This window comes from Paenibacillus sp. KS1 (genome assembly GCF_001680695.1).
Lineage (GTDB): Bacteria > Bacillota > Bacilli > Paenibacillales > Paenibacillaceae > Paenibacillus_B > Paenibacillus_B suaedae.
Window position 1 is genome coordinate 35,344 of sequence record NZ_MAIS01000005.1, and the last position, 18,148, is coordinate 53,491.

At 47.5% G+C, this 18,148-nt stretch carries 16 protein-coding genes; 12 read left to right on the forward strand and 4 right to left on the reverse strand.

What is annotated here, in order from left to right; translation table 11 throughout:
- Nucleotides 1-5: 5 nt before the first annotated feature.
- On the reverse strand, nt 6-278 hold the full coding sequence (gene rpsT / locus BBG47_RS02975) for a 30S ribosomal protein S20 (protein WP_021256839.1): 273 nt from the start codon (nt 276-278) through the stop codon (nt 6-8).
- Nucleotides 279-550: 272 nt separating this feature from the next.
- Here rpsT and gpr point away from each other — a divergent pair, with 272 nt between their 5' ends.
- Nucleotides 551-1,552, forward strand: a complete 1,002-nt coding sequence (gpr, locus tag BBG47_RS02980) for a GPR endopeptidase (protein WP_021256838.1) — start codon at nt 551-553, stop codon at nt 1,550-1,552.
- A 210-nt stretch (nt 1,553-1,762) separates the two neighbouring features.
- Here gpr and BBG47_RS02985 read toward each other — a convergent pair whose 3' ends face one another.
- Nucleotides 1,763-2,794 carry a M23 family metallopeptidase gene (locus BBG47_RS02985; RefSeq protein WP_065290467.1) on the reverse strand — a complete coding sequence of 344 codons (1,032 nt, stop codon included), beginning with the start codon at nt 2,792-2,794 and terminating at the stop codon, nt 1,763-1,765.
- 242 nt (nt 2,795-3,036) lie between these two features.
- On the opposite strand from BBG47_RS02985, the gene BBG47_RS02990 reads away from it, so the two are divergent.
- The 7 genes from BBG47_RS02990 (at nt 3,037) to BBG47_RS03020 (ending at nt 11,714) form a co-directional block, all read left to right on the forward strand.
- Nucleotides 3,037-3,816: a response regulator transcription factor gene (locus tag BBG47_RS02990; RefSeq protein ID WP_065290517.1), complete on the forward strand. Its 780-nt coding sequence runs from the start codon at nt 3,037-3,039 to the stop codon at nt 3,814-3,816.
- Nucleotides 3,813-5,573 (forward strand): sensor histidine kinase, encoded by a 1,761-nt coding sequence (locus BBG47_RS02995; RefSeq protein WP_065290468.1) that lies wholly within the window; start codon nt 3,813-3,815, stop codon nt 5,571-5,573. Before BBG47_RS02990 ends, BBG47_RS02995 begins: the two co-directional genes overlap by 4 nt.
- A 151-nt stretch (nt 5,574-5,724) precedes the next feature.
- On the forward strand, nt 5,725-7,074 hold the full coding sequence (locus BBG47_RS03000; protein WP_065290469.1) for a stage II sporulation protein P: 1,350 nt from the start codon (nt 5,725-5,727) through the stop codon (nt 7,072-7,074).
- Nucleotides 7,075-7,093: 19 nt separating this feature from the next.
- A complete protein-coding gene (locus BBG47_RS03005; RefSeq protein ID WP_065290470.1) occupies nt 7,094-7,567 on the forward strand; it encodes a DUF3679 domain-containing protein in 474 nt (157 codons plus the stop codon).
- Between the two features lie 126 nt (nt 7,568-7,693).
- Complete coding sequence (gene lepA, locus BBG47_RS03010) at nt 7,694-9,511, forward strand: translation elongation factor 4 (protein ID WP_021256832.1); 1,818 nt, start codon at nt 7,694-7,696, stop codon at nt 9,509-9,511.
- A 93-nt stretch (nt 9,512-9,604) separates the two neighbouring features.
- The gene (gene hemW, locus BBG47_RS03015) at nt 9,605-10,807 is read left to right on the forward strand and encodes a radical SAM family heme chaperone HemW (protein WP_065290471.1); all 1,203 of its coding nucleotides are present in this window, start codon (nt 9,605-9,607) and stop codon (nt 10,805-10,807) included.
- 445 nt (nt 10,808-11,252) lie between these two features.
- Nucleotides 11,253-11,714 carry an N-acetyltransferase gene (locus BBG47_RS03020; RefSeq protein ID WP_065290472.1) on the forward strand — a complete coding sequence of 154 codons (462 nt, stop codon included), beginning with the start codon at nt 11,253-11,255 and terminating at the stop codon, nt 11,712-11,714.
- A 236-nt stretch (nt 11,715-11,950) separates the two neighbouring features.
- Here the strand turns inward: BBG47_RS03020 and BBG47_RS29785 are convergent, their stop codons facing one another.
- The gene (locus BBG47_RS29785; protein ID WP_175400471.1) at nt 11,951-12,097 is read right to left on the reverse strand and encodes a hypothetical protein; all 147 of its coding nucleotides are present in this window, start codon (nt 12,095-12,097) and stop codon (nt 11,951-11,953) included.
- A 36-nt stretch (nt 12,098-12,133) separates the two neighbouring features.
- Nucleotides 12,134-12,277, reverse strand: a complete 144-nt coding sequence (locus tag BBG47_RS29790) for a hypothetical protein (RefSeq protein WP_161627343.1) — start codon at nt 12,275-12,277, stop codon at nt 12,134-12,136.
- Between the two features lie 532 nt (nt 12,278-12,809).
- Between BBG47_RS29790 and hrcA the strand changes: the two genes are divergently transcribed.
- The 4 genes from hrcA (at nt 12,810) to dnaK (ending at nt 18,096) form a co-directional block, all read left to right on the forward strand.
- Nucleotides 12,810-13,838: a heat-inducible transcriptional repressor HrcA gene (hrcA, locus tag BBG47_RS03025; protein ID WP_021256828.1), complete on the forward strand. Its 1,029-nt coding sequence runs from the start codon at nt 12,810-12,812 to the stop codon at nt 13,836-13,838.
- 26 nt (nt 13,839-13,864) lie between these two features.
- Nucleotides 13,865-15,460: a TCP-1/cpn60 chaperonin family protein gene (locus tag BBG47_RS03030; RefSeq protein ID WP_065290473.1), complete on the forward strand. Its 1,596-nt coding sequence runs from the start codon at nt 13,865-13,867 to the stop codon at nt 15,458-15,460.
- A gap of 54 nt (nt 15,461-15,514) precedes the next feature.
- On the forward strand, nt 15,515-16,156 hold the full coding sequence (gene grpE, locus BBG47_RS03035) for a nucleotide exchange factor GrpE (protein ID WP_065290474.1): 642 nt from the start codon (nt 15,515-15,517) through the stop codon (nt 16,154-16,156).
- A 101-nt stretch (nt 16,157-16,257) separates the two neighbouring features.
- On the forward strand, nt 16,258-18,096 hold the full coding sequence (dnaK, locus tag BBG47_RS03040; protein ID WP_021256825.1) for a molecular chaperone DnaK: 1,839 nt from the start codon (nt 16,258-16,260) through the stop codon (nt 18,094-18,096).
- Nucleotides 18,097-18,148 lie beyond the last annotated feature (52 nt).

The window sequence follows — 18,148 nt, forward strand, 5'->3', positions numbered from 1 at the left end:
CCAGCTTACGCTTGTGCAAGCAGAGCGTTCAATTTCGTCGCCAAGCGAGACTTTTTGCGGGCAGCCGCGTTTTTGTGTACCAAGCCTTTTGTCACTGCTTTGTCCAATTTCTTGGAAGCCAAAGCGACAGCAGATTTAGCTGTTTCTGCTTCGTTGTTCGCCAAAGCAGTGTCAGCAGCTTTAACAGCTGTGCGAAGTGCTGATTTTTGGGAAGCGTTCAACAGACGGCGCTTGTCGTTTGTTTTAACGCGTTTAACAGCGGATTTAATGTTTGGCATTGATTTCACCTCCGTTGCATCGTAGTGCGACAACAGAATCCAATTCCCTCGTTCATAAGAAAAATAGATTCACAACTTAAAGTATTCTATCACGCCACAACTTAAAAAGCAATACATTTACCATGTTGGTATCGGAATACACGAACGATGGATAAGGAACGTTCAAAGCTCTGTCACGGTTGGCTTTAGCTTACATCATGATTCGTATAAGAAATGCGTCTGTGCGCAAAATATACGTTAGAAAATGATGTGCGTAGCGGGAGGCGTTTACCATGACAGCAGATTTGAAATCTTATTCAGTTCGAACCGACTTAGCATTAGAATCGAGAGAAATTGCTCAGCCGGACAGTGCAATTCCAATACCTGGGGTATCCGAAGAAGTGGAGGATGTTCGCGGGATTAAAGTAACGAAGATTCATGTTCAGACCGAGGAAGGATCACGAGCCATTGGCCGTCTCCCAGGACGATATATTACGATTGAAGTACCGGGTTTGCGGCGCAAGGATAGTCAGCTGCAGGATCGAGTGGCAACCAAATTCGCACAGTTGTTCGAAGGGTTTTTGGCAGAGGTCGGGGTGAATCAAGACTCCAAGGCGCTCATTGTTGGTCTAGGCAACTGGAATGTCACGCCGGATGCGCTTGGCCCTCTTGTCGTTGAGAACGTACTTGTTACTCGGCATTACTTCGAAATTATGCCGGATCAAGTAAGTCCCGGGTACCGAGAGGTAAGTGCAGTTGCACCTGGAGTACTTGGAGTAACAGGGATTGAATCAAGCGAAATTGTACAGGGGATTGTAGAACGGACGAAGCCTGATGTCATCATTGCGATAGATGCATTGGCGTCCAAGGCGCTCGAGCGAGTGAACACGACCATCCAAATTGCAGATATCGGTATCCACCCAGGTTCCGGTGTAGGTAATAAGCGACGTGGATTGACGAAGGACATTCTTGGCATACCGTGTATAGCAATAGGGGTGCCAACTGTCTGCTATGCATCCACGATTGTGAATAATGCAATTGATTATATGAAGGAGCATTTCAAGCAGGAAACGAATCAGACGAGAGAAATCCTTGGCATGCTGGACGATATTAACGAACAGGAACGGTTAATGCTTGTCAAGGAAGTACTGGAGCCGCTAGGCCATGATTTGGTCGTTACGCCGAAGGAAGTGGACGAATTCATGGAGGATATGGCGAATATTATTGCGAGTGGGTTGAATGCTGCACTGCATGATGCAGTCGATACGGAGAATGTGAATGCGTATACGCATTAAGTTATCCATAAATATGACGCGGTTATGCAATGGAATAACGCCACGACAATAACGAAAAAGATCGAGTTCTGGCCTGCTCAGTGTGCCTGCACTCGATCTTTTCGCTTGTTCTCTGACGATCCTATTAGTTACTCTCTTTCTATGAAGAAACGATATCTCATTTCATAGAAGTTACCTAATATAAAGGAATAAGTGATCATTCGTAAGTGCTTACTTCGTTGCGACGCCGCTTTGGCCTGTAATCGTTTGGCCGTACACAGGGTCAATCCCGCCTTCAAAACGAATGCGGATCGACATGCCCTCTTCAAACTGTGGTGTATCTGATACTTGGAAATGGATGTGCGGTTCGCTTGAATTGCCTGAATTGCCGCACTCTCCTAGCAGTTGGCCTTGCTTGACAACGTCGCCCTTTTTGACAACAACACTGCCTTTTTTGAAATGAGCAAGCATGCTGTATTCCCCGTTGCCATGATCAATGACCACGTAATTCCCCGCCATTTCTTTCTCATTCATGACGCCAACAGGACTATTGTCTGCAACATTGTTCTCAACCCGAACGACTGTTCCGTCTCGCGGAGCTACGACTGGTTGGCCAAATGCGTAGTAGCTTTCATTTTTCGTCGGATCGCCTTTGTAGCTGACTCCATCACGCTCCATAATCAGATCATAAGCATACCGCTGTCCCAATGATTCGTAATGATAGTTTAAGAACTCATTATTGCCGCCCCAGAGCACAAACCATTGTCCCACAAATGGTGGCTTATAGGCTTGTTTGGTTGGATGAAGATCAGATTCCCATTTGTGAAGCGGGTACATTTGTAATGTTACGATTTGATTGCCCGCTATCCCTGTTTGAACTCCTCGCAGCCCGGTTGCATCTGTCCATACATAGGATTCAATACCACTGAAGCTCTTGTGGGCGACAAGGGTAGGACGCTCGCCCTCTTTCCATAGTGCTTGAATCAGCTTCGGAAGATAGCCTTCCGGTATTGCTTCTTTCAGTTCCTTGGACAAATAGCGGTACAATTGCGAGCCGTTTCGTTCTTGGATCCATTTTGAGACCAGTTCAGCTGTTAGTTTATTAGCTGTTTCTGGTTGTACGGATACGATCTGTCCAGTTACGGACTTCTCAATCTCGGCTGTGCCTCCTGTTTTTTGTTCAGCTTGTGCAGGCAATGCTACAATCAGGCTCGTTGCGATGCAGGCGGTCAGTAAAGCAACTTTTCGTTGGGGTGCTCTCATCGTTTTCATCCTCCCTATTTTAATAAAATAAAGCTCGCCTTTTATTGCTATTGTAAAATGCGAAGCTGAACAGAAGGAAAACGGAAGATCATATGTTTCTTAATTTTGAAGCCATTCTGCCAATAGAGTTAAGGTTGCGTTAAGAAAGCGGTGATAAAGGGGACAGATCGGTGTGATACAATGGGCACAAAAGTAGGATAGAAATATAAATCTCACAGTGAATGGGAGATGGGGATATGAATTTGCAAGAGGCACGAATTCTCATCGTTGAGGATGAACTCGCGCTGAGCAAGATGGTTCAAGCAGTGCTGCAAAAGGAAGGCATGGAATACATAACTTGTGTCTCGACGGGGGAAGAGGCAATCCGTTGTATCGATAATTCACAAATGGATTTAATTATATTGGATGTGATGCTGCCGGGGAAGAGCGGTTTTGATATCGCTCCTTTTATTCGCCAGAAATGTGATGCCCCAATTATTTTTGTGACAGCGAGAACGACGGATTTAGATAAGCTAACTGGCTTTGCACTAGGTGGAGATGATTACGTTACGAAGCCGTTTAATCCATTGGAATTGGCTGCGCGAGCCAAAGCATTGTTGAAGCGTTATATGACGAATAAGGGGAAGCCAGAGCCTTCAACTGCTACTTCTTTCCCGGAGGTGAAGCGGATATACCGCTATGGTGACTTCCAGCTTGATGCGGCTGCAGGAGAGCTTCGTGTTCGGGGGAAAGTTACGGAGTGTCCGGCAATGGTATTTCAATTGCTGTTGTTCTTTTGCGAACACCCGAATCGGATTTTCTCGAAATCTGAATTGTATGAGCGAGTATGGGGGTATAATTCGCTCAGCGATGATAACACGGTCATGGTTCACATTCACCGAATACGGGAGCGAATTGAGGACCAACCGAGCAATCCGCGTCTGCTGGTCACGGTTCGAGGACTAGGATACAAGCTTGTCCCACCTGAGAAGGAAGAGGCCGATCAATCTGAGCCAATATACGCGCAGGGAGACAACAGATGAAGACGGGGAAGCGGTTGGCGTGGCATTATGGTGGTCAATGGATATTGATTGGGGCAATTTTGCTATTCTTCGTGTTGATTACCTTCGGCTGGATGGTCGATCGGATGAACGAGCTTGAACTTAATCGTAATTTTATGCGAAATGGGTGGGGGTTCATCTCGAACTCTATCTCAATAGATGATGAAGGTAGGGTTGCATGGGATGATGAATTGCTCAAACGCGTCAACACTAGCGGAGGATGGCTTCAAATTGTAAATGAGAAGGGAGACGTAATCAAGTCATATCATGTACCACCAGATGTTCCGGATCGTTATGCGACTGGGGAGATTACTGCCTACTCGGAGAAAAAAGTTCCTTTCCCTTATCATGTAGGCGTCTATGTAACAAGCATTAATAACCATACGATCACCGTATTATTTGGTGTCGATTCCTCCAAAGATATATTGCTCGAACGATGGCTGGCTGCCAGAGCGAAGGGGACGGAGCAGGCTTTTGCAGAGGCTGACAAGATGCTGCTTGAAGAAAAAGCCTGGGTTCAGCATATTAATGCGAATGGTAGAGAACTGCAATCATGGCGCAAGCCAAAAGAAGGGATCTCACAGTATGCCGCATACGATATTAGTCTTCGTAATGCGTATCCTGAACGATATGGCTGGAATCTATCCTACCGCTATGAACCGGGGACGAAGGAAACATGGCTGCTGTACCGCCCTCATATTTCATCGGAGTCATCGATCCGTGTCGCAGGGATCACAGTGAACAGCAGCACCCAATTAATTTGGATAGCCGTATCGGCTGTCATTGTACTAATGGTGCTTGTCTTTATTGGAATGGCATGGTGGCAGAGCGCCCGGCTTGCTAGACCGCTCCAGCATATTATGAATTGGACGGGGCAGATTCAGATCGGGAAATACAAGGAGCCAGTAAACGCGCGTGGAATCCCTCGTTCGCAGAAATCCAATGGTAAATGGAAACGGAACTATCGGATTTACGGGGATGTGATTCATGCGTTAGAACGCATGGCTCAGCGTTTGCAGGAAGCGGATGAAGCGCGGAAGGGGAATGAGAGACTGAGGGAAGAATGGCTCGCGGGCATCTCGCATGATATGAAAACACCGCTTGCATCCATTATAGGATATGCGCATCTCTTAAACGCTCCTCAATATAGATGGTCAGAGCAAGAAATCGCCGAATTCGCAAATATGATGAAACAGAAGGCAGAGGTAATGGATGAGCTCATTCAAGAGCTGAATTTAACCTATCGACTTCAAAGCGGGAGTCTCCCCTTGCAGTTGGAAATCGTGGATTTGCGGGATTGGCTCCGAGAAGAATTGAGACATTTGCAGCCGCTGCCCGAAAATGCGACCGAACGTATCGTCTGTTCGATGCCAGAAGAAGAGGTTCTGTTCTCGCTAGATCCGCGTTATTTCCGGAGAATGATCGATAATGTATGTGCGAATGTCTTCTTGCATAATCCGCCGGAGACGAAGCTGCATGTACAGGTAACCCGTAAGGAGCAAGAACTAGAGGTAATGTTCAGTGATGATGGGAATGGGATGGACGAGCAGACTTTATCAAACCTTTTCAATCGTTATTATCGAGGGACTTCTACGGATGAATCTGTACGCGGGTCGGGATTGGGGATGGCGATTGCTAAACAATTGGCAGAATTGCATGGGGGTACTGTGATAGCCAGAAGCATACTTGGCGAGGGAACATCTATCATTTTCACCTTCCCAGCTTCGGTAGACTCATAGAGTCTATTGTTATAGTGCTTATGTTGCTTATTTTACATTTATTAATTGTTCTATTTCATAGATTGTCCTCATAGATTCTAGTAAACGTACTCTCTTAGATGAATCATCCTTAGCTGAGCTGAGAGGGAATACGGATGAAGGAGGACAGCACATGTTTCGGACATTTAATGTAGGAAAGTGGAAGCGGAAATGGCTGCAGGCGCTTGTCATGGGGCGGACGTTTGCATTGTTGTCTATCGGAACGGCCATGTTTTTTATCGTATTGGGTCTAGGAGGGATGGCGGAGAATAAGCTGAATTCCTCTCCATTGTCTTCTATGAAGGGTGTTGCAGCACAACTCTCGACACGATTCTTCGTAGACATGATGGCCTTGGAGATGCCGAGTCTTCCACAAGGGGAGGGGGAGGCCACACTTACACGCAATCAAGTGGCTCAGTTCCTTGTAAGACTTGCAACGAACGTGAATCCGCTTGACCCAAAAACGCTGCTAGCTGGTGAAGTGCCAGGGATTAATAGAGATGCCGCAATTCCACTTCGTCTAAGTATTGGCAATCAGACAGGCATCGAACCGCAGGATTATCCAACGTCTTTAGACAAAGGTGGGAATGCACAGGGTGAGCATGGCGGAGAGCCTCCACAAGATGTGACGCATGGTGAAGTTATAGACGAGAACGATAATGGAACAGAAGAGCCGCCTAAGTCCACTGATCCACCAGCAAAACCAGGGACTGATAAAGGTAAAACTCCCACGCAAACAGAAGGGAACTCGAATTTACGCAAGGTTGTGTTCATCTATCATTCTCATAACCGTGAATCCTTCAATCCTTTGTTAAAAAAAGAAAGCAGCAATCCGAATGATCCCAAGAAGAATATTACGCTTGTTGGCAAGCGTCTGCAGGAGCAACTGGAGAAGAGAGGAATTGGAGCTTCCCATTCTAACAAAGACTATTCTTCAAGTGTAGAGGGCTACAACTGGAACATGTCCTATAAGTATTCGAAGCAGACGGTGAAGCAGGCAATGAGCGCGAATCAGGAACTGCAATTTTTCTTCGACATTCATCGGGATTCGAATAGACGCAAGGAATCCACTGTAACCATTAATGGGAAGGATTATGCAAGGGTTTATTTTATAATCGGACACTTAAATCCAAATTGGAAGAAGAATGAGCAGTTTGCGAATGAGATCCATGAACGTCTCGAGAAGAACTACCCAGGGATTTCCCGGGGAATATTCGGCAAGACTGCATTACAAGGCAATGGAGAGTATAATCAATCGCTTTCACCAAATAGTGTCGTTATTGAAGTTGGCGGTGTGGATAACACAATGGAGGAATTATACCGTACTGCTGACATATTAGCTGATTATATCGCAGACATTGTCCAGAAGAAAAAGGATGCCAAACCAGTCAATAAGCCAATTCCAAATCCAACGAACGGGAAAAATGTCGGCAAAACAGTGATGGGTAAAACGCAGTCGAAATCTGTGGGGACGAAGGGATAACCCAAGGGGGGGCGCTTGCATGACACGGTTTATGAAACAACTGATCGGCATCGTGGTATTGCTAACGCTTGGTGTATTTATCGGCATGGAAATCACTACTTCGGGGATTGAGCGCATATATGGCCCGATCAATCCATCCCGCATAACAAGCGCCCCAGAGTCGACTGAACGATATTCCAGGGCTAATTCGAATCGAGACAATCTGCCGACGGATAACCGCCGAATGAACGAAGACGCTGCCGCTAAAGACAACTCGCGTTTGACAGTTAATGAATCCATTCCTATAGAAGAGTATCGTAATACATCAGCAGATACCGAGCGTAATACGGCGAATAATCATGAAATTGATATCAACAATACGAATGTAGCGCCTCTTCCTCCAGTAAAAGATGCTGCTGTGAATCAATTGGCGGACAAGACGGCAGGTATGCTGCAGCGTGCATCGCAAGCTGGTATTCAAGCGGTTGTTGGCTTGTTCAATGGACTATTCTAAGCGACATTTGTGTGCCTCAAAGGTTACCAGGATGAGAGGATTGCATGCCCCCATTGCTGTTAGAGGGTCATTCCGGTATAATAAATAAATTGAATCTTGGCATAGTGGTGGGGGTATTGAAATCGAATGACGGAATTGCTGTCACGACAAAAGAAAATTCGGAATTTTTGCATCATAGCACATATTGACCATGGTAAATCAACACTCGCCGACCGGATATTAGAATATACCGGGGCGTTAACGTCCCGTGAAATGCAAGCTCAAGTACTCGATCAAATGGATCTGGAGCGTGAGCGTGGGATTACCATTAAATTGCAGGCTGTGCGCTTGAACTACACAGCAGATGACGGTGAAGAGTATATCCTGAACCTGATTGATACACCGGGACACGTCGACTTCACGTACGAAGTATCTCGCAGCTTGGCTGCTTGTGAAGGCGCCTTGCTCGTTGTAGACGCTGCGCAAGGGATTGAGGCTCAGACGCTGGCGAACGTATATTTGGCGCTAGATAATGACCTGGAGATCATCCCGGTTATTAATAAGATTGACCTTCCAAGTGCAGAGCCTGACCGTGTGAAGCAGGAGATCGAAGAAGTTATCGGTCTGGATTGCTCTGAGGCGGTTCATGCTTCTGCCAAAGCAGGTATCGGAATTAAGGAAATTTTGGAGCAAGTGGTGCAGAAGGTGCCTGCTCCAACAGGGGATCCAGAAGAGCCGCTTAAGGCGCTTATCTTCGACTCCCATTATGACCCGTATAAAGGCGTAATCGTGTACGTTCGCGTTATCGACGGTGCAATTCGCGCGGGCAGCAAAATTAAAATGATGGCAACGGATAAGACATTTGAAGTTATCGAGGTTGGTGCGTTCAAGCCGCGCATGTCAATTGTCGATGAACTTAATGTTGGCGATGTTGGCTTTGTTGTAGCCGGTATTAAAAATGTAGGGGATACTCGTGTCGGTGATACGATCACGGATGCGAAGAAGCCGACTCTGGAGCCGCTTCCAGGTTACCGTCGGATCAATCCAATGGTATTCTGCGGCTTGTATCCGATCGAAACATCGGATTATAACGATCTGCGGGATGCGTTGGAGAAGCTGCAATTGAATGATGCGTCTCTTACATTCGAACCGGAAACTTCCTCAGCGCTTGGCTTTGGTTTCCGCTGTGGCTTCCTTGGTCTTCTGCATATGGAGATCATCCAGGAGAGAATTGAGCGTGAATTCAATATTCCGCTCATTACGACAGCACCAAGCGTTATCTATCGCGTTACGTTGACGAATGGCACTTCTCTAGACATCGATAACCCGTCGAATTATCCAGAGCAGGGCAAGATCGATTTTGTAGAAGAGCCTTATGTCAAAGCATCTATTATCGTTCCTAACGATTTCGTCGGAGCGATTATGGAACTGTGCCAAGGCAAACGCGGTGATTTCGTGGATATGCAGTATCTGGATACGACTCGGGTAACGATTACGTATCAAATTCCATTGTCGGAGATCGTATATGACTTCTTCGATCAATTGAAATCAAGCACAAAAGGATATGCATCCTTCGACTATGAATTGTCCGGTTACCGCAGGTCTAATCTTGTGAAGATGGACATCATGCTTAACAACGAGCAAGTCGATGCGCTGTCTGTTATCGTGCACAAGGATCGTGCCTACCATCGTGGTAAACTCATCTGTGAGAAACTGCGTGGACTGATTCCGCGTCAAATGTTCGAGGTACCAGTGCAGGCGTCTATCGGAACGAAGATTATTGCGCGTGAAACGGTTAAGGCAATGCGTAAAAATGTTCTCGCGAAATGTTACGGCGGCGATATTTCCCGTAAGCGGAAGCTTCTTGAGAAGCAGAAGGAAGGGAAGAAGCGCATGAAGCAGGTCGGCAGCGTTGAGGTGCCGCAGGAAGCGTTCATGGCCGTATTGAAAATCGACGATAATTAATTCGGGGGAGGGGGCGGAACGCCTCCTCTTTTTTAGAAAGATCATTATTATAGATAGGCTGGTGTCATACAGCCATGAAAGGAGGGTCTCGCCATGCCGGCGAATCAACCTTCACCAGAGCAAGCATCAATACCGGCACGTGCTCCACGCGCGGTATATATTCATATTCCATTTTGTACGAACAAATGCCATTACTGTGACTTTAACTCCTACGTACTGAAAGGACAGCCTGTTATGGATTATTTGCGGGCGATGGAGCAGGAGATGGCATATACAGTGGAGCAGTATCCTCCAGGCGTCATTGATACGATATTTGTAGGCGGCGGTACCCCAACGGTCTTGACGCCAGATCAAATGTCTTACTTCTTGGAATCCGTTCGTAAGGCATTTCCGAACTGGAGTCCCTCGATTGAGTTCAGCATGGAATCGAACCCGGGTACGACGGATTTAGACAAGCTACGGGCGATGGGAGACGGAGGAGTGAACCGGATCAGCTTCGGGGTTCAGTCGTTTAATAACGACCTTCTTCATGGCATTGGCCGCATTCATAATACGGATGATGTGTATCGCAGTATTGAGAATGCGCATAAGGCGGGCTTCAGCAATATGTCCATCGACTTGATGTTCGGCTTGCCGAATCAGACGGTCGAAATGCTCGATCATAGTGTGACGAAGGCATTGGAGCTGAATTTGCCTCATTTGTCGATATACAGCCTGAAGGTAGAAGAGAACACTTTGTTCCATGCCATGTACCATCGCAATGAGCTTCCGCTGCCTAGCGAAGAGGATGAGCTGGATATGTATATGCTCATTATGGATCGGATGAAGGCAGCTGGATATGAGCAATATGAGATCAGCAATTTTGCGAAGCCTGGCTATGAGAGCCGTCATAACACCGTCTACTGGCGCAATGAGGATTACTATGGCATTGGCGCAGGTGCGCATGGTTATGTGAATCGGGGACGCCATCTGAACATTAAAGGCGTTAATCCCTATGTGGAGGCCTGCAAGCAGAGCTTGCCGAGACTCGATTCGTTCACCATTGAAGAGAGTGAAGCGATGGAGGACTTCATGATGGTTGGTCTTCGCTTGCTGGAGGGTGTGAGCAGCACACGCTTCGCGACGCAGTTCAATGGGGCGCTGCTGGATAAAGTATTCTCTGATCCGATTCGCCGACTGTTGAAACAGGGGTTAATCGAAGCTACAGATGACGGATACCGTTTGACGGAGCAAGGACTGCTGTTTGGCAATAATGTGTTCGGAGAGTTTGTAGGTACACTCACTGCGAAAGAATAACAGTGCGACGATAAGGATGGCTGGTCTCTAAACGGGCAACGGTATCACAATTGGTTATGTACTGTTGTAGTAGGTACAGTAATAGATACAATGATAGATAAAACGAGCTTGAGAACATGGATTTGTTTCTCTTGCTCGTTTTTTTTATTTGTTGTAAAAAGAGAAGGAATAATTCCGATATGGTGCCTGCCTGTAATAGTAGCTATGTCTGTAGAGGTATCATCTAGAATCTGCTCAGGCCTCTCTTCGTTTACGTATTTTACATAAAGAGTAATGGACATTATGTTGCTTGAAGTCGCTAATATGGCGGTTACACATAAGGAAGAAGCAGGTAAAAATAGTCTTGATAATATATGCAGTTGGTTGTATATTAATACGTACATATTTTGGAGTCGAACAGAGATGTACATCCATATATAGAGATTGGGTTGGAGGGACTATACTTATGGTAGCAACGATTCGCAAGGCAGATGAGAACGATATTGAATCACTGGCAGAGCTTATTCAATTTTATGCACAGCAAGGAATTATGCTTCCTCGTTCCAGAGAGGTACTGGCGAAGCAGATTGAGCATTTTGTCGTTGCCGAATGGGGAGGGGAGCTAATTGGCTGCGGCTCGCTCTGCCAGCTTGGAGCAGACTTGGTTGAAATTCGCTCATTGGGCATATCGCCTGATTTTAAAGGGAGAGGCATCGGAACAATGCTAGTGGATGAACTGCTAATAGAAGCAAAGGCGCGAGCTATCCCCAAAGTTATGGCCTTAACCTATGAATCGAAGTTCTTTCAGAAAAATGGCTTTGATATTGTAGAAAAAGAGATCTTCCCAGAGAAGGTATGGACGGATTGCATTCATTGCAGCAAGCTCCATTGCTGTGATGAGATCGCAGTGATGAAGGTGCTGGATTGAATTGGTGAAGATCCGGAAGTGGTTATATTAGAGACCCTAAATCAGGTACAAAAGGACTGACCCCGTCAAGTAGACAGTACAAAAAAATAAGAACTAATTAAGCGGTCTTGATCCTGAGTTCCATCGGACTGAGACCGTTTAACTTTGCTTGTAATCGTTCGTAATGTAAAAATGGATGTACGCCTGAGAAAGCCCTAATACATAGGAGTCAACTGATTTATAATGAAGATTGAGAATTAGGTAACGCCGTCGTCATTTTCACAAAGTCTTTTTTTGTTGTTGATACCGTATTTCTTAGCTGCAGCCATAACGCCCGAATTCTCCACTTTCGATTTCATCGAGGATAGTGAGTTTTCTGGAGCACTATAATTTTTATTGAGCATGAAAAAGTTCCCCTTACAGTAGCAGGTTTTATTGTGTCACCTGTCTACCGTAAGAGGAGCATTATCAGGTTCGCCGTTCATTGCTTTATCTTTTTCTTGTATAGCTAAAACGAATATTAAAATGTATAGAGTGAGGAAAGAAACAGTGGTTAAAAGCGCTTCAAATTGACTGAGTTCCATAACTCCCTCCCTACGCTCTGTACTTACGAGTTAATCGTTACCTCGTAATAAACAATCGGCAGCCAATGGATGTTGAGGGTCACGCCTCTACCGTGATTGTAGTAATCAAAGTCATTGGCTATAACATTCCCAGCGTAACCCCACATGAGATATATCATTTTAACTTGTCAAATTGAATAGCGATAATGAATTCTAATTTATTGTAGTTGTTTTTGATTTTTTAGTAGATTTATTTACCTCATTAACATTGTAAGAACACGAAACTCTAATTTTTAGACTACTATTCAGAGAATTCAAGCCAACATTTAATTGAAGATAAAGTCCTTAAGATATAGTGGTTTGGCAACAATCATGATGGATTCAATCCATAATACTGCTGAATACGGTTCTACATATAAAATAGGCACGCCCAAAGTACCGAACTGACTTGACAATGGTCTCGTCCGTTTGGTATTTTTGTATTAACGGTTAGCACTCGACGTTGATGAGTGCTAACGACTACAGCTAGAACATTCACGAGGAGGGAATGCGCATGTTGACGGAACGACAACGTATGATTTTGAATGCCATCATTGATGATTATATCCGTTTTGCGGAACCAGTGGGTTCCCGCAGCATCTCCAAGCGCGGCGATGTCGGATTTAGTCCGGCGACCATTCGCAATGAAATGGCCGATCTGGAAGAGCTCGGCTTTTTGGAGCAGCCGCATACGTCTGCAGGTCGCATTCCTTCCCAAAAGGGATATCGCTACTATGTTGATAACTTAGTCCAGTTGGATAAGTTGTCGAGTGAAGAGGTTGGCCGATTGAAATCCGCGTTCGCGGAAAAAATAACGGCAATGGAAGAAATCGTGCAGCATACGGCTTCGATATTGTCGCAAATGACGAACTATACGTCGATTGCGCTCGGCCCAGAAGTATTTGAAGCTTCCTTCCGCCATTTTCAGCTGCTTCCGCTGAACGAGGATACTGCAGTAGCTATTGTTGTTACCAATACGGGGCATGTTGAGAATAAGACAGTACCGATCCCTCCGGGGATCTCGGTGTCGGAGCTTGAGCAGGTTGTGAACTTGCTCAACGCGAAGCTCGTCGGTGTTCCATTATATAAGCTTCGTTCTCAATTATATACCGAGGTCGGCAATGAGATGGGCAGATACGTCTCTCATGTGCAAGAACTGATGACACTGGTTGAGAGTGTGCTCATCGGGGATGACAACCATCGTGAAGTATTCTTGAGCGGAACAACCAATATGTTGGCGCAGCCTGAGTTCAAGGACGTTGATAAGATTAAGACGATCTGGGAGCTGCTTGAGGAAACACCGACGCTTATCAAGGTCGTAGGCAGTGCGCCCACCGGTATCCAAGTCCGTATCGGGCAGGAAAATCCACATGAGGCGATTGCCAATTGCAGCTTGATTACGGCGACATATACGATAGATGGCCAGACGTTGGGTACGATAGGCGTATTGGGACCAACACGCATGGAATATGCGAAGGTCATCAATTTGATGAATCATTTAACGAGTCAATTTGCGTTGCTGCCGCAGCGCTGGAATAAATAACGAATCAAGGTAAAGGAGGCGTCGTCATGACTCAAGCAAGCGGACATGTGCAGGAAACCGATGAGCGTTATGCGACGCTTCTCAATAATGCAGGGGCTGTTCGTGCCTTGTGCGCAGCAGTAGAAGGAACGCTAGGTCCCAAGGGTCTTGATGTCATGCTCGTTGGGGGTGACGGCGAGGTCATTATTACGAATGACGGGGTTACGATTCTAGAGAAGATGGACGTATCCCACCCGGCTGCCAAGCTGCTCATTCAAGTGGCGCGTGCACAGCAGCATGAAGTAGGCGATGGCACGACTACGGCTACCGTCCTTGCAGGAGCATTGGTACAAGAGGGAGTAGCCCAAGTCACACGCGGTGTTCCAGCCGCTAAGGTGGTTACAGGACTTATGCATGGGGTTGCAGCCGCATGCGAGGAACTTCGCCATCGCGCGGTGCCGCTCAGCGGATGGAGTGATGATCGGCTCCATCGCGCTGTACATATAGCAGGACGAGAGCAAAAGGATATTGTGCAGCTCGTGCTTGAAGCCGGACAGGCGGTAGGCTGGGAACAGCTAGGACAAACGAATTATCGGTATGCAGACAGTATTGTCGCGCATGAGAAGGCAGAGAATGAATGGTTCCACGGTGTAATGCTCAAGCAGAAGCCGCTGCAGCGGGATTGGCTGCCAGAGCGATTGAACTGCCGGGTACTCGTATTGCAGGACAGCTTGGAGCCAGTGGCGCTTGATGAGCAGCTGCTGACGACGGAAGCTGGCTTCCAGCAGTATATGGCGGAACAGGCTCGTTTCATGCATATGCTCGAACAACTGCACGAGCTTGGTGTAGGATTTATCGTGCTGGAGCGCGGCATTCATCCCGATGCGGAACAATATTGTCTGGATCACGATATGATGGTCGTGCAGCGCGTAAGCCGCGAGGATATTATGCGCGTCTGCCGGCTAAGCGGTGCCAAGCCGCTGAAGCGCACAGCGCTTGCGAAGCAGCGCAGCGAGCTGGAGCCGCTGCTCGGGCGCACCGCCTGCGCTCGCTACGATGAGCGCCTGGAGCGCGTACGGCTGTATGCCCCGGCACCGCCAGGCCACACAGCCCGGAACGCCGAAGCCGGCTCCGTCCCGGATCCAGCTTCGGCGCCGCAGCGCCCGCAGGTGACGCTCATCGTCGGCGCAAGCACGCGCGAGGTGGTGGGCGAGCGAGTACGCATCGCCCAAGATGCCGCCTCCGCGCTGCAGGCCGCCATTCAAGGCGGCGTGCTTCCTGGCGGAGGCACGACAGAGGTAGCGCTCGCCTATCGGCTGGAGCGCTACCGCGAGAGTGTGCGCGGCATGGAGGCATTCGGCATCGCTGCCGTCGCACAGGCACTGCGCAAGCCGATGGCACAGATCGTGCTCAATGCCGGATTCAATCCGCTTGAGAAGCTGGAGGAGGCGCGCGCTGCGCAGCTTGCCTCGAACAATGATGCAATCGGCATTGACTGCGATTCAGGAGCATTGCTCGATTATGCACAGGCAGGCATTTATGACCCGGCAGCCGTGAAGCTGCATGCATTGCGCGCGGCAGGAGAAGTAGCCGCAGCGGTGCTTCGCATCCATACGGTAATTAAGATGAGAGCACAATCCTGATTGGAGAACGCTCGCCTGATCCAAAACTAGGTAACAATGTATATGCAACTATAGATGAAAGTATTGAACTACGAAGGGGAGGTGAAGGGGTTGAACCCAGAAAAAGAAGAGAACATCGCAACTGAAACGATGAATGAAGAGGCGGCACAAGCTGCCCATAATCATACAGAAGACATTCCTGCTGCTGATAACGCGACAGCGGAGTCCAGCGAAGGGAATACTTCTTCGAGCGAAGGTGCAGTGGAGGATGCTGAGCTTGCCAAAGCAAAAGCAGAAGCAGAGGAATACCAGCAGCGCTTCTTGCGTGCGCAGGCAGACTTCGATAACTTCCGCCGCCGCACACTGAAGGAGAAGGAAGATCTCGCGAAGTATGCTTCTGCGAAGCTCGTTACCGAGCTGCTTCCTGTGCTCGACAACTTCGAGCGCGCACTTGCAACTGAGCAAGCGGCGAGCGAAGCTGAATCATTCATCAAAGGGGTAGACATGATCTTCCGCCAGTTGGGCCAAGTGCTGGAGCAGGAAGGTGTGAAGCCGATGGAAGCTGTCGGCCAGCCTTTCAATCCAGAATTCCATCAAGCGGTAATGACAGTCGAAACTGATGAATTTGAAGAAGGCACTGTAGTTGAAGAACTGCAGAAGGGCTACTTGCTGAAGGACAAAGTATTGCGTCCGGCAATGGTCAAAGTTAGCGGATAACGTGAACGTACAAGCCGGATTACACGGCCAATGTATGAGCACATCACATTAAGAAATTCATGATAAATGAGAATCGAAGTTAGTTAGAGGAGGATATATTCATGAGTAAAGTAATTGGTATTGACTTAGGTACAACAAACTCTTGCGTTGCGGTTATGGAAGGCGGCGAAGCTGTCGTTATCCCGAACCCAGAAGGTGCGCGCACAACCCCTTCCGTATTAGGTTTCAAGAAGGATGGAGAGCGCGTTGTTGGTGAAACAGCGAAGCGTCAAGCGATCACAAATCCTGATCGTACCGTTATCTCCATTAAGCGTCATATGGGAACAAACCATAAAACATCAATTGATGGCAAAGACTTCACACCGCAAGAGCTTTCCGCAATCATTTTGCAAAAATTGAAATCCGATGCAGAAGCTTATTTGGGCCAACCGGTTACTCAAGCCGTAATCACAGTTCCTGCATACTTCAACGATTCCCAACGTCAAGCAACGAAGGACGCTGGTAAAATCGCAGGTCTTGAAGTTCTCCGTATCGTCAACGAGCCTACAGCGGCAGCACTTGCTTACGGCGCAGACAAAGAAAACGATCAAACGATCCTCGTATACGACTTGGGCGGCGGTACATTCGACGTATCGATCCTTGAGCTCGGCGACGGCTTCTTCGAAGTTAAAGCGACAAGCGGCGACAACCAATTGGGCGGCGACGACTTCGACCAAGTGATCATCGATTACTTGGCTGCAGAATTCAAGAAAGAGCATGGCATTGACTTGGCTAAAGACAAAGCAGCTGTGCAACGCTTGAAAGATGCTGCTGAAAAAGCGAAAAAAGAATTGTCCGGCGTAATGACAACAACAATCAGCTTGCCGTTCATCACGGTTGTTGATGGAGTGCCTCAGCACTTGGAAGTAAACTTGACTCGTGCGAAGTTCGAAGAATTGTCTGAGAACTTGGTTGAGCGTACACTTGGCCCAACTCGCCAAGCGATGCAAGATGCAGGCATGACTCCTGCTGACATCGACAAGATCGTTCTTGTCGGCGGTTCTACTCGTATCCCAGCAGTACAAGAAGCAATCAAGAAGCTTACAGGCAAAGAGCCTCACAAAGGCGTTAACCCGGATGAAGTGGTTGCACTTGGTGCAGCGGTTCAAGCTGGCGTATTGACTGGCGACGTGAAGGACGTTGTATTGCTCGACGTAACACCGTTGTCCCTCGGTATCGAAACAGCAGGCGGCGTATTCACGAAGATGATCGAGCGCAACACTACGATTCCTACAAGCAAGTCGCAAGTGTTCTCGACTTATGCAGACAACCAAACGAGCGTAGAAATCCATGTGCTTCAAGGTGAGCGCTCCATGGCTGCTGACAACAAGACACTTGGCCGCTTTATGCTGGCGGATATCCCACCAGCTCCACGCGGAGTGCCACAAATCGAAGTTAGCTTCGATATCGATGCGAATGGTATCGTAAAAGTATCTGCACAAGACAAAGGTACTGGTAAGACTCAAAACATCACAATTACTTCCTCCAGCGGCTTGAACGATGAGGAAATCGACCGCATGATGAAGGAAGCAGAAATGCATGCGGAAGAAGACAACAAGCGCAAAGAAATGGTCGAAGTGAAGAACAGCGCTGACCAATTGGTATACACAACGGAGAAGACAATTAAGGACTTGGGCGACAAGGTTGACCAGGCTGAAGTAGATAAAGCAAACGAAGCAAAAGAAAAAGTGAAAAAAGCACTCGAAAGCAACAACGTTGACGAGATCAAAGCAGCAACAGAAGAGTTGACGCAAATCGTACAGCAGTTGTCTGTGAAGCTGTATGAGCAAGCTGCTCAAGCTCAGCAAGCAGCACAAGGCCAAGAGCCAGAGCAAGGCGCAGCGAAGAAAGACAACGTCGTTGATGCTGATTATGAAGTCGTAGACGAAGACAAGAAATAAGCTTTTCGATGGTGAGGTCAAAGCCGGGAGCACTCGGCTTTGACTTTCCTTT

Coding starts and splice junctions, on each gene's coding strand:
- rpsT (WP_021256839.1), bottom strand. CDS start 278: ATGCCAAACATTAAATCCGCTGTTAAACGCGTTAAAACAAACGACAAG.
- gpr (WP_021256838.1), top strand. CDS start 551: ATGACAGCAGATTTGAAATCTTATTCAGTTCGAACCGACTTAGCATTA.
- BBG47_RS02985 (WP_065290467.1), bottom strand. CDS start 2,794: ATGAGAGCACCCCAACGAAAAGTTGCTTTACTGACCGCCTGCATCGCA.
- BBG47_RS02995 (WP_065290468.1), top strand. CDS start 3,813: ATGAAGACGGGGAAGCGGTTGGCGTGGCATTATGGTGGTCAATGGATA.
- BBG47_RS03000 (WP_065290469.1), top strand. CDS start 5,725: ATGTTTCGGACATTTAATGTAGGAAAGTGGAAGCGGAAATGGCTGCAG.
- BBG47_RS03005 (WP_065290470.1), top strand. CDS start 7,094: ATGACACGGTTTATGAAACAACTGATCGGCATCGTGGTATTGCTAACG.
- lepA (WP_021256832.1), top strand. CDS start 7,694: ATGACGGAATTGCTGTCACGACAAAAGAAAATTCGGAATTTTTGCATC.
- hemW (WP_065290471.1), top strand. CDS start 9,605: ATGCCGGCGAATCAACCTTCACCAGAGCAAGCATCAATACCGGCACGT.
- BBG47_RS03020 (WP_065290472.1), top strand. CDS start 11,253: ATGGTAGCAACGATTCGCAAGGCAGATGAGAACGATATTGAATCACTG.
- BBG47_RS29785 (WP_175400471.1), bottom strand. CDS start 12,097: ATGCTCAATAAAAATTATAGTGCTCCAGAAAACTCACTATCCTCGATG.
- BBG47_RS29790 (WP_161627343.1), bottom strand. CDS start 12,277: ATGGAACTCAGTCAATTTGAAGCGCTTTTAACCACTGTTTCTTTCCTC.
- hrcA (WP_021256828.1), top strand. CDS start 12,810: ATGTTGACGGAACGACAACGTATGATTTTGAATGCCATCATTGATGAT.
- BBG47_RS03030 (WP_065290473.1), top strand. CDS start 13,865: ATGACTCAAGCAAGCGGACATGTGCAGGAAACCGATGAGCGTTATGCG.
- grpE (WP_065290474.1), top strand. CDS start 15,515: ATGAAAGTATTGAACTACGAAGGGGAGGTGAAGGGGTTGAACCCAGAA.
- dnaK (WP_021256825.1), top strand. CDS start 16,258: ATGAGTAAAGTAATTGGTATTGACTTAGGTACAACAAACTCTTGCGTT.